Source organism: Photobacterium lutimaris, assembly GCF_003025555.1.
In the GTDB taxonomy this organism is placed as follows: Bacteria; Pseudomonadota; Gammaproteobacteria; order Enterobacterales; family Vibrionaceae; genus Photobacterium; species Photobacterium lutimaris.
The window spans coordinates 51,139-63,261 of record NZ_PYMH01000014.1; the positions used below are offsets into that span (position 1 = coordinate 51,139).

At 51.6% G+C, this 12,123-nt stretch carries 9 protein-coding genes; 1 reads left to right on the top strand and 8 read right to left on the bottom strand.

Annotation, left to right across the window (positions count from 1 at the left end):
* Positions 1-33: 33 nt before the first annotated feature.
* The 7 genes from C9I99_RS22070 to aspA form a co-directional block, all read right to left on the bottom strand.
* Complete coding sequence (locus C9I99_RS22070; RefSeq protein ID WP_107350995.1) at positions 34-1,737, bottom strand: sodium:solute symporter family protein; 1,704 nt, start codon at positions 1,735-1,737, stop codon at positions 34-36.
* 11 nt (positions 1,738-1,748) lie between these two features.
* Positions 1,749-2,015 (bottom strand): DUF4212 domain-containing protein, encoded by a 267-nt coding sequence (locus C9I99_RS22075; RefSeq protein WP_107350996.1) that lies wholly within the window; start codon positions 2,013-2,015, stop codon positions 1,749-1,751.
* A 208-nt stretch (positions 2,016-2,223) separates the two neighbouring features.
* Positions 2,224-2,859 carry a response regulator transcription factor gene (locus C9I99_RS22080; RefSeq protein WP_107350997.1) on the bottom strand — a complete coding sequence of 212 codons (636 nt, stop codon included), beginning with the start codon at positions 2,857-2,859 and terminating at the stop codon, positions 2,224-2,226.
* 242 nt (positions 2,860-3,101) lie between these two features.
* Positions 3,102-4,952, bottom strand: coding sequence for a protein-disulfide reductase DsbD (locus C9I99_RS22085; protein ID WP_107351080.1), 1,851 nt, complete (start codon positions 4,950-4,952; stop codon positions 3,102-3,104).
* A gap of 131 nt (positions 4,953-5,083) precedes the next feature.
* Positions 5,084-5,995: a LysR family transcriptional regulator gene (locus C9I99_RS22090; RefSeq protein ID WP_243734684.1), complete on the bottom strand. Its 912-nt coding sequence runs from the start codon at positions 5,993-5,995 to the stop codon at positions 5,084-5,086.
* Positions 5,996-6,542: 547 nt separating this feature from the next.
* Positions 6,543-7,850 carry an anaerobic C4-dicarboxylate transporter gene (locus C9I99_RS22095; protein WP_107350999.1) on the bottom strand — a complete coding sequence of 436 codons (1,308 nt, stop codon included), beginning with the start codon at positions 7,848-7,850 and terminating at the stop codon, positions 6,543-6,545.
* 105 nt (positions 7,851-7,955) lie between these two features.
* On the bottom strand, positions 7,956-9,419 hold the full coding sequence (aspA, locus tag C9I99_RS22100) for an aspartate ammonia-lyase (protein ID WP_107351000.1): 1,464 nt from the start codon (positions 9,417-9,419) through the stop codon (positions 7,956-7,958).
* 459 nt (positions 9,420-9,878) lie between these two features.
* Between aspA and C9I99_RS22105 the strand changes: the two genes are divergently transcribed.
* Positions 9,879-10,433 carry an FxsA family protein gene (locus tag C9I99_RS22105; RefSeq protein WP_107351001.1) on the top strand — a complete coding sequence of 185 codons (555 nt, stop codon included), beginning with the start codon at positions 9,879-9,881 and terminating at the stop codon, positions 10,431-10,433.
* 94 nt (positions 10,434-10,527) lie between these two features.
* Here C9I99_RS22105 and C9I99_RS22110 read toward each other — a convergent pair whose 3' ends face one another.
* Entirely contained in the window at positions 10,528-11,919 is a 1,392-nt protein-coding gene (locus C9I99_RS22110; RefSeq protein WP_107351002.1) for an MATE family efflux transporter, read from the bottom strand.
* Positions 11,920-12,123: the final 204 nt, after the last annotated feature.

A 12,123-nucleotide genomic window follows, 5' to 3' on the forward strand; every position in this document is an offset into this window, starting at 1 on the left:
CCGTTTTTGATTTACTTTGCAGAGGAGTATCTGTTAGTGGTCGTGGGCTTCACCCGCACCTTTCGGGTAACGGATTGACTCAACCATGTCCTGTACATCTTTTGGTACTTCAGCCGTGAATTTGTTGACCACAATGGAGACAACAAAGTTCAGACACATACCCAGTGTGCCGATACCTTCCGGGCTGATACCAAACCACCAGTTTTCAGGTGTACTTGCGGCTGGGTTGATGAACTTGAAGTAGATGATGTAGCTTGCTGTGAAGGCAATACCTGTCAACATACCGGCAATTGCGCCTTCCTTGTTCATCTTCTTGTAGAAGATGCCCAGAATTATGGCGGGGAAGAAGGATGCTGCGGCTAAGCCGAAGGCAAATGCGACAACCTGCGCCACGAAGCCTGGAGGGTTGATACCCAGGTAACCGGCCCCGACAATGGCAACGACAGCGGCCAAACGAGCGGCTAATAGCTCCTGTTTGTCGGTCATGTTTGGCCTGAAGCCTTTCTTCAGTAGGTCATGTGAAATCGACGTTGAGATTACCAACAGCAGACCTGCGGCTGTTGATAGAGCGGCAGCCAGGCCACCGGCGGCAAGGAGTGCGACCACCCAGTTTGGTAGTTTTGCAAGCTCAGGAGACGCCAGTACGATGATGTCACGGTTAATCTTCATCTCGTTGCGCTCATCGCCCGAGTAGAACATTTTGCCGTCGCCGTTCTTATCTTCCCAGCCGACTAGACCGGTACTTTCCCAGTTTTTGTACCAGCTTGGTGCATCCGCTGCCGCGACACCTTGCATGTCCGGGCCATTAATGGTCTCAATCATATTGACACGCGCAAACGCTGCAACACCGGGTGCTGTTGTGTAAAGCAATGAGATGAACAGTAGTGCCCAACCTGCCGAGATACGCGCATCACGTACTTTGGGTACGGTGAAGAAGCGAATGATGACGTGTGGCAGACCGGCTGTACCGACCATTAGAGCGGCACAGATGAAGAACACATCGACCATGCTCTTGTTACCTTCGGTATAGGCAGTAAACCCGAGCTCTTCGGTTAGACCGTCCAATTTATCCAAGAGGTAAACATCAGTGCCTGAAATTGTTGAGCCCATGCCAATTTGCGGAAATGGGTTACCTGTCATCATGATTGATGTGAAGATGGCTGGCACAAGGAAAGCGAAAATGAGCACACAGAATTGAGCAACCTGCGTATAAGTGATGCCTTTCATGCCACCCAGTACGGCGTAGAAGAACACAATACCCATACCAATGATGATACCGAGATTGATATCCACTTCCAGGAAGCGTGAGAATACGACACCGACCCCACGCATCTGACCGGCAACATAGGTAAATGAGACGAAGATGGCACAGAATACCGCGACCATACGTGCGGTTTTGGAGTAGTAACGCTCACCGATAAAATCAGGCACGGTAAACTGACCGAACTTACGTAGGTAAGGGGCTAAACACAGTGCCAGTAGGACATAGCCCCCGGTCCAACCCATCAGGTAAACCGCACCGTCATAACCCACGAACGAGATGATACCTGCCATAGAGATAAATGATGCTGCCGACATCCAGTCAGCGGCTGTCGCCATACCATTGGCGACCGGATGAACACCGCCCCCGGCGACATAGAACTCACTGGTTGACCCAGCACGAGCCCAGATAGCAATACCGATATACAGGGCGAATGTGATACCGACGAGAATAAACGTCCACGTTTGAATTTCCATGCTCTAAACCTCTAGTCTTCCTGTACGTTATATTTTTTGTCGAGCGCGTTCATACGCACAACGTAAATAAAGATTAAGGCGACAAAGGTGTATATAGACCCTTGTTGGGCGAACCAAAACCCGAGCTTGAAGCCTCCGAACTGAACCGCATTAAGTGTGTCGACAAATAGAATGCCTGCGCCATAAGACACCGCAAACCAGATGGCCAATAAGGAGCCCATCGTTGCGAGGTTCTCTTTCCAGTAGGCTTGCGCCATTTCCTTGGATTCAAACGCCATTGTTATCTCCTTTCACGTCGTCATAAATCACGTTAATAAAATGTTACGTAATGACAATAGCAATGAATGGATAAGGAAACAGTGCAACTTTAGTCGAGGGGAAAACGGCAAAATCGCTGGCTGAGCAGCGATTTTGTGACGTCAGGCGGAAATTGAGGATATTGTAAAAATGTTGCGTTAGCCAAAAGTCTAACGGGAAACGAAAAAATTATGGGTTGATATCCATTTGCTGGAGCAGGATGACTGCCTGGGTACGGTTCTTGACACCTAACTTGCGGAAGATCGCTGTCATATGGGCCTTGATCGTGGCCTCTGACACATTGAGTTCGTAGGCGATCTGCTTGTTGAGCAGGCCGTCGGACAACATCCCCAATACCTTGTATTGTTGGGGGGTGAGTGCGGCGATCCTATCAGTCAGTTCAGTGAGTTCATCATTGCCTTCCCCAAGGCCTTCTGGGTATACCGGCTCACCGTCAAGGACCTGGTTAAGCGAGCTGATCAGCGCCCGCATATCGCTGGACTTGGGAATAAACCCAAACGCCCCGTGGTTGCGCACCTGACGGATCACGCTGGTTTCTTCGCTGGCGGAAATGACAACAATCGGTAAATCGGGGTATTGCCTGCGGAGCTGGATCAAGCCAGACATTCCGTTGGCTCCGGGCATTTTGAGATCAAGCAGGAGTAGGTCGACATCGTCCTCTTTGTCGAGCAGGGTGAGCAAGCTATCGAGCGAATCGGCTTCAAGCAGGTTGGCCCCGCTGATCGCCATATGCACGGATTGGAACAGTGCATTACGAAACAGCGGGTGGTCATCGGCAATCACTATTGTGTACTGGGCGTCCATGGCAATCACATTTTGTTGTTTTTAATAACGCTATCACTGCCTTGGTAGTAGATCAATTTGTTAACACTCAAGATCTGAACTGGATCAGACCCGCGTGTTTCTATTGTGTAATCTGTTGTGTAACCGCGTGAGCACAGAGCGTGAGAGCGGTGGAGGTTGGCCATGACAGTGACCAGAAAATAACGGGGGAAAGGCGCGCGTTCGTGTTGGGAATTGACGCGCCGATTTGCCGTGAGTGGGGGTTAACGGATCAGGTGATGGTTGGCCAGATGGACCAGGAACGGCTTGGCTTTCATAAAGCCGGTCAGCCGTGCCCCTTCCATCCGATTGCCACTGCTGTCCCAGAAATCCAATGTGGGTAGGCCGAGTACATCCATGGCTTGCAGCAGTGCGATATCAGCCGGTGTGCTCTGGGTGACATCGGCCTGAAGCAGAACGAAGTTGCCAAGCTGTTTGGCGACGGCCGGATCGTGGAAGGTGTATTTCTCGAACTCCTTGCAGGCCACGCACCAGTCGGCATAGAAATCCAGCAATACCGGCAGTTGCTGGGCTCTGGCTTCCTCAAGCGCCAGGGTGAGATCATCGATATTGCTGATGCGCTTGAAGTCCACCTTGACCGCTTGTTCGGTCGTGGGGGGGGCAGAGGTACCGGTTAACAACGGATAGAGGGGCTGGACTGAGATAAATAGCCCGACAATCGCCACCACTGCCAAAGTACTGCTGCGCCATGATACCGCAAGGGTGTGTTTGACATGGTAAAGCCAGCCGAAGGCGGTAATACCCAGCAGGGACCAGAGATAAGGCATCAGGTATGCCGGCAAGATACGTTCAAGCAAGAGCAGCGGCACTGCCAATAGGACAAAGCCGAACAAGGCTTTGACGTGGTTCATCCAGTTGCCGGCTTTGGGCAGCAGTTTATTGCCGAACATGGCGGCCAAAATCAGCGGGATCCCCATGCCTATCGCCAAGGCATAGAGTGCCACTGCACCGGTCAGTAAGTCACCGCTCTGGGCGACATAGATCAGCGCTCCGGATAAGGGGGCCGTGGTGCACGGTGAGCACACCAGTCCGGAGATCGCGCCCATGGCAAATACCCCACCAGTGCTGCCGCCTTGTTGTTTGTTGCTCAGGCCATTGAGCCAGGTCTGGGCGCCACTAGGCAATTGCAAGGTGTAGACTCCGAACATCGACAGTGCCAGTGCAACGAACAGGATACTCAGCCCGATGAGAATATAAGGGTGCTGAAGGGCGGCCTGAAATTGCATGCCGGCGGAAGCGACCACCAAGCCGAGCAGGGTATAGGTCAGTGCCATTCCCTGCACATAGATAAAGGCCAGGCGGAAAGTCCGTCCATGGCTGAGCTGGCCGTTGCCCAGCACAATGCCGCTTAAGATGGGGTACATCGGCAGCACGCAAGGAGTGAATGCCAAACCGATCCCCAGCGCGAGGAATACCAGAGGGGTCCACCATTGCTCGGCCAGATCGCTCGCTAGTTTGTCTTGCTCAGAGGCCGGTACACCGGTTGCGGATGTCAGTTGTGAGTACGTACTTACAGAGTTTTCATTATCGGTTGGTTGAACCGATTGAGTGCCTGGCGTTAGGGGGGCGGCATTGGCGGCAGCCATGAACATGCTGAGTGGAACTTGGCGGACCTCTGGTGGATAGCAGAAACCGGCCTCGGCACAGCCCTGATAGCGTACCGTCAGCATATCGCTGTCGGTGGCCTCAACGATGGGCACGGTCAAGGTCAGTGGTTCAGTGTAGATATTGACCTCACCGAAAAACGCATCTTGGTAAGGTTTGCCTGCAGGAATGTTGACTTTTCCCAGGGTGGCAGACTCTGAGTTGACCGAGAGCTGGTGCTGGTAGAGGTAATAGCCGGGCTTGATTTGCCAATCGAGGTAGACCTGATCGTCTTGCTGAGTGAAGTTGAAACTGAAAGCTTCATCAACGGCCACGAAGGTATTGGAAGAGCTGTTGAACCCCGGCAGCGTCAAGGCGGAGGCGGGGAGGCTGATCACCAGCAGGCAGAGTATGGCCAGCAAGGAAAATGGTCGCTCTGCTGCACACTGAATGCGTTGTAATAATGTCATTGAGTCTGGCTCGTCTATGAGTTGCCCTACCAAAACCGGTTGGCAGGGAAAGGACTGCAAGTATGGCGCAGCCAAATCGTGCGCCATGAACTAACTATACTCTGTCAGACCGAGTTAATCAGTGTTTGGTTTCATTTGACTGTTTTTGCCTGGCCGCCATTGTCGAGCGCATCACGCATGAAATCGGTGAAGATTTGGATGTGGGCTGGCACATATCCCAAGCGTTGGTAGAGCATATATATCGGCCGAGGCGGTGAGTACCAGTCGCTCATCATGGCCGAGAGTTGGCCGGCGGCAAGGGCATCGGCAACCACATAGTTCGGCAGGCAGGCGATCCCCAAGCCTTCGATGGTGGCTTGCTTGATGCTGTTGAGATCAGCGATAGCCATTTTGACCGGTGAGTTGATCCAGATAGTCTCTTGGTTATCCTTCTGGTTAGTTAGTGCCCACTCAAATTCAGGGACACTGGCCAGACGGGCATGCCCGTTGAGGTCGTCGGGGTGGGCGGGTACGCCATGGCCTGCGAGGTAATCGGGGCTGGCGACCAGTACCCGCTGCGATTCACCAATATTGGCGGCGGCAAAACTGGAGTCCGGTTGCTGGCCAACCCGAAAGACCACATCATATTGCTCGGGGCTGTAGTCGTGGTGCTGGTTGGACAGGTGGGTCAACGACAGGCTGATTTCAGGGTACAGTGCCAGAAACCGGTTAAACAGCGGCATCAACCGGTAGGTCAGCAAGCCAACCGGCGCAGAAACGCGCAGCGCCCCCCGTGGCTCGCTGTGGCTGCGGTCGTGCAGTTCAGCGGTTGCGATCTCGAGTTGTGCCAGCAGCGGCTGACAACGCTCGAAGTAATTTCTACCGAGCGGGGTTAGGGAGACATTGCGGCTGTCCCTGATCACCAACTGGCTACCAAGGGTATCTTCCAGCCGCTGGAGCCGCCGGCTCAGGGTGGTGGGTGGAATATCTAACGCACTGGCGGCTGCTCTGAAACTTCCGTGTTGGGCAATCGCAATCAGGGTGCGCAGGTCATCTAACTTCATACCATTTTTGCATCGCTGCATAACGCTTTTACCTCTGTTACCAAGTCGCCTCAATGACTACTATTAAGGGGCAGGCTTTCCTGTCTTGGCCTGCTCTGTAGCAAATAGAGACATGAATCCGGTTGGGATGTTGGGATTGACGTCACCACCGGAATGAGCAAATACGTCGGGAATCCGTATTTGTTCTCTGTCTTCGCCCTAGGATGGGGCGGAGACATTACATACCAATTGTAACCTTTCATTTCGGTTCAAATCCTGAACCAAGCTTCGCATTTCATCTTTTCAATGGCTTCTCCTGACTATGTCGGCCGGGATCATTCTGTGTGCCAAAAAGTTGCTTACGCGAATCAATGTAGGGCTTGTGATCCGTTAGTGCTCACTTACTCTCTTGCTCAAGCCTCAAGCCTCAAGCCTCAAGCCTCAAGCCTCAAGCCTCAAGCCTCAAGCCTCAAGCCTCAAGCCTCAAGCCTCAAGCCTCAAACTTATCCGCTCCCATAAAAAAGGCTGCCCGAAGGCAGCCTTTCTAAGGGGGAGTGTTTTTCCTGAATTACAGGATGATGCCACCAAACACGAAGCCCAGTGCCACAGAGGTAGAGATAGTTACCACACCCGGGATGAAGAATGGGTGGTTGAAGACCAAGTTACCGATACGGGTTGAACCTGTGTCATCCATCTCAACCGCGGCAAGTAGCGTTGGGTAAGTTGGCAGTACGAACAGCGCACTTACTGCTGCGAAAGAAGCAATTGCTGTTAGCGGAGCAACACCGATAGCCAATGCCGCAGGCATCAGAGCGGTAGTGGTTGCGCCCTGTGAGTACAGCAGCATAGAAGCAAAGAACAATACCATTGCCAGCATCCATGGGTAATCGCTCAGTAGTGAACCTGCCACTTCTTTGATGCCATCAACGTGACCGTTAACGAACGTAGAACCAAGCCATGCCACACCTAGTACACACACACACGCTGTCATACCAGAGCGGAATGTTGGCGCCGCTGGGATTTTCGCAGCATCGATACCGGTAGTGAACACGATAGCCGCTGCTGCCGCTAGCATGAAGGTCATGATTGCTTCGTTACGGCCCAGTGCAGGGTTCTCAATCAGGCCAACAGAGCCAGAGATAGCCGCTGCATAAGCAACAACAATCAAGATAGCCGCTAGGAAGATGAAGGTCGCTTTCTTCGCTGTTGCAGGGATCTCACGCTTGGTTGAACCCTGAAGCTTGATTAGGCCTTTCTCTAGGCGCTCCTGGTAAACCGGATCGTCTTTTAGCTCACAGCCTAGGAAGTTAGCAACGAATGCACCAACCATACATGCAATGAAGGTGGTTGGAATACAGATTGCCAGCAGGGTTAGGTAGCCCACTCCGAGCGGTTCAAGAATGCCAGAGAAGAAGACAACCGCTGCGGAGATAGGCGATGCGGTGATCGCGATTTGAGAAGCAACAACAGCGATAGATAGCGGACGTGAAGGTCGGATACCCTGCTCTTTGGCTACTTCAGCGATAACTGGAAGCGTTGAGAACGCCGTGTGGCCAGTACCTGCCATTAGGGTCATCAGGTATGTCACGATAGGCGCGTAAAACGTAATACGTTTTGGGTTCTTACGTAGGAAGTTTTCGGCTAGTTCAACCAGCCAATCCATACCACCGGCAACCTGCATAGCAGCAATCGCAGTGATAACAGACATGATAATAAGGATTACGTCAATTGGGATATAGCTTTGGCTTGTTGGCATACCCAACAGCAGAGAAAGCACGATAACACCGGCACCACCTGCCAGACCAATACCAATACCACCAATTCGTGCGCCCAAGAAAATGAACGCGAGAACGACTAATAGTTCTACACCAACCATATGATTGTCCTGTCTAAAAGTTAAAAAATATAAAAGGGGAAATCTGTAGCAAAAAAAGGCGGATCCTCATCCTGAAAATCCGCCGGGCTGTTTATCGGTTACAACTTAGTTGTAACGCTTAGCCTTGTATTCTGGGTGCATTAGGTTCTGTACCGAGAAAATGTCATCTAGTTGCTCTTCCGTTAGAAGACCACGCTCTAGAACAACTTCACGGACACTCTTACCTGTTTCAGCACAAATCTTACCAACAATGTCACCTTCGTGGTGGCCAATGAATGGGTTCAGGTAAGTAACGATACCGATAGAGTTGAACACGAAGTACTCACATACTTCTTTGTTGACAGTGATACCGTCGATGCACTTGTCACGTAGGTTGATACACGCATTCTTCAGGATATCGAGAGACTCGAACAGTGCCTGACCGATCACTGGCTCCATCACGTTCAGCTGAAGCTGACCGGCTTCTGCCGCGAAAGTGATTGTTGTATCGTTACCGATAACTTTGAAGCAAACCTGGTTCACCACTTCTGGGATAACTGGGTTTACTTTCGCTGGCATGATAGAAGAGCCAGCTTGCATTTCTGGAAGGTTTAGCTCGTTAAGACCAGCACGAGGACCTGAAGATAGAAGGCGCAGGTCGTTACAGATCTTAGATAGCTTAACGGCAGTACGCTTAAGTGCACCGTGAACCATTACGTAAGCACCACAGTCAGAGGTTGCTTCGATTAGGTCTTCAGCGGGCACACAAGGTAGGCCTGTTACTTCAGCTAGGCGTTGAACTGCAAGTTCCTGGTAACCAGTTGCTGCGTTCAAGCCAGTACCGATGGCCGTTGCACCTAGGTTAACTTCTAGAAGCAGTTGAGCGGTGTACTGAAGGTTTTTGATTTCTTCTTTGATAAGTACGCCGAACGCACGGAATTCTTGGCCAACAGTCATAGGTACTGCGTCTTGAAGCTGGGTACGGCCCATTTTCAGGATAGAGGCGAATTCTTTGTCTTTCGCATCAAAAGCACCTTTTAGGTACTCTAGCGCTTCCAGCATGCTCATGACACTGTTGTATACTGCTACGCGGAAACCGGTAGGGTAAGCACAGTTAGTCGACTGAGACTTGTTAACGTGGTCGTTCGGGTTAACGATGTCGTATTCGCCTTTCTCTTTGCCCATAAGCTCAAGAGCAAGGTTTGCAATAACTTCGTTGGTGTTCATGTTTACAGAAGTACCGGCACCGCCTTGGTAAACATCTGACGGGAACTGATCCATGCACTTACCTGTATCAAGGATCGCATCACATGCTTTAATGATGTATTCGCCAACTTCTGATGGGATAACGCCCAGCTCTTTGTTCGCCATAGCAGCGGCTTTCTTGGTAAATACCATACCGCGAACGAACTCTGGAACGTCAGAGATTGTAGTTTTAGAGATATTGAAGTTTTCTACTGCACGTAGGGTGTGGATACCCCAGTAAGCGTCGGCTGGAACTTGGCGTTCGCCTAGTAGATCTTCTTCGATACGAGTTGCAACGTTGTTTACCATTGCTTCATTTTTTTCTAGATCAATCATCTGAGACATGACGTAGCCTTAGTGGAATCTGCTAATTAAATTCAAATATTGAGCCAATTCTGAAACTTTAGAATCCATTCCGCAGAGAGTTTGGCTAGATGATCGTACCTGACACCTATTGTCTGCTGCCGATAATACTCCCCTTTAGGGGTAAAAACATAACCCAGATCACTTTTTTAAATGGACTGAAAACATTTGCACTAGAATGAGATCTTGCTCACAAAGACTGTTAACAATTTCCCCTTGGCTTATGTGCAAAAATGACCTTCTATGACAAAATGTGAATATGATGTTTCTATGTTACGGCCGTCTTATTGTAATCAATCGTTACATAGAAACCCGATAGAATAGAGTTGAAAAATGTCTGTCTGCTCCCAATATTTGTAGTATACAGAGAGATTTCTGTAGTGTGGCACCGGTGTGTTACATGTCTGACTCCAATTATCGCCTACCTGCAAGGGGAAAACCGTGTTTCCGATATTACTGTTTTTGTTTATTGTCGTGCCGATTGTCGAAATCGCCCTGTTCATTCAGGTGGGTGGTTTCCTTGGCCTAGGGCCGACAGTGGGGCTTGTGCTGGTCACGGCGGTAGTCGGTGCATCACTGGTACGCAGTCAGGGAATTGCGACCCTGATGTCGGTGCAAAGCCGCTTGCAGCAAGGGGAACTGCCCGCCCAACAAATTGTAGAAGGCGTCATGCTTGCCGTTTCAGGCGTATTGCTGTTGACCCCGGGGTTCATGACTGACGCCATGGGGATGGCGGTGTTGCTGCCTGGTCCACGTGCGTGGTTGGCCAAGCAGTTGATGAGCCGGGTGAAGGTTCAGGGGATGTCATCCGGGGCGGGGTTCAGTGCGGGATTTGGTCCGCAGGGCTTTGGCCAACACGACCCCTTCGAACAGCAGAAGCATGACCCATTCCATGATGGCGCTCAGGGCAGCCAGCAGGAGGGGGATGTGTTTGATGGCGAGTTTGAACGTAAAGACGGCAAGAAAGATGACGATGATTCGCCGCGACTACCTTAAGCATAAGCGCTTATAGAAACGACAGACATAAAAAGACAGCCTCGGCTGTCTTTTTTGTTAATGCTGTTCATATTTGTTTCGGTGGGGTTATTGGCTAGATAGAAGGAGTGGCTTGCCAGCGCCGGCGGAGCTTGATCGCATACAAATAGGCTGCCAAACCGCTGATGGCATTGGCAATCGCAATCCCGAAAAACAATCCTTTGGTGCCGTGCAGCTGGCTACCCAACCAAGCGGCGGGTAGCAGCAAGGCAAATAGGCGGAACAGATTCCACATCAGGGCCTCCATCGGTCGGTGCATCGCATTCAGGGCGCTGATCAGTAGCATACAAACCGCTTGCAAGCCGTAACTGGCCGGAACGGCAACCAGATAGTGCCAGAGTTGAGATTGAACCGCTGGATCTTGGCTGAACAAGGAAGACAACGGCCAGCTAAGTGGCACCATCATAATGAAGATCAGCAGTTGGAACAGGATGGCAAAGCGCATCGCCGTAAATAGCGCGGCAAAGGCACGTTGCGGTTTATCGGCTCCAAGGTTCTGTGCCATGAACGGCATCAGCGCTGAGCCGAGCGCCATCATCACGGTGATCAGAATCGACTCGATGCGCATCGCCGCTCCGTAGGCGGCGACGGATGCGGTGCCCTGAACTGCCAGCAGTGCCATTAACAAGGCCCCCGAAAGGGGATTGAGTGCATTGGAGAGGCCGGCCGGCGTGCCAATTTGCATGATTTGCCGCCAATCGCTGACGAGGCGGGCCAGCTGCGGCGGTGCAACCAGTTTTTCCCGCTTGATCAGTACATGTAGCGAGCCGGCTAGGGCGAAGGCCCAGCTGATTCCGCTGGCAATGGCCGCCCCTTTCACCCCGAGTTCAGGAAACGGACCGATACCGAAGATCAAAAGCGGATCCAAGGCGCCATTGATTGCCCCGGCGAGGATCATGATCTTGGCTGGGGTCTTGGCATCCCCTGTTGCCCGAATCGCACTGTTGCCGGCCATCGGGATCACCAGCAGCGGGATCGCCAGGTACCAGATAGACATGTAGTCGCTGATAATTGGCAGCAAATCGGCCCGTGCGCCAATCAAGCTAAATAGTGGATCGATGGTCAGCATACCTAACGTGGAGGCGAGTACCATCAGCAGCAGTGCCAGCAACAGGCCATGGGTGGTTAATCTGGCAGCACTGCGGGTATCACCGCTGCCCAGCAGCCGGCCGATGCTGGTCGAAATCCCGACACTGATGCCCATGGTAATGCAGTTGATGGCAAAGGTGATGGGGAAGGTAAAACTGACCGCCGCCAGTGCCTCGGTACCCAGCAGGGAGATAAAAAAAGTATCGACCAGGTTGAACATCAAAATCGCCACCATGCCGAAGATCATCGGAACGGTCAGGCGCTTGAGGACGTCTGAGATTGGTTCGGACAGCAGCCCGTGTTTATCCGGCCGACTGGTGCCAGCCCTATTAATATCTGGCTTGTTGTTATCTGCCATGGTCGTCTCGGGAAAAGAATGCCCGCTTACCCTAATGCAAAGAGTGTGATCGGGCAAAAATTCTCTGCGTTATTTTGCAAAAAAAACGTCTCTGGGCCTTGGGTTCTAGAAAAAAGACCCAACATGTTTATGTATCAGAATAAGTAAGGGCCTTAACCCCCTTGCCTTGTTATTAGTATGGATATTACCAATCAGGAGAGACGA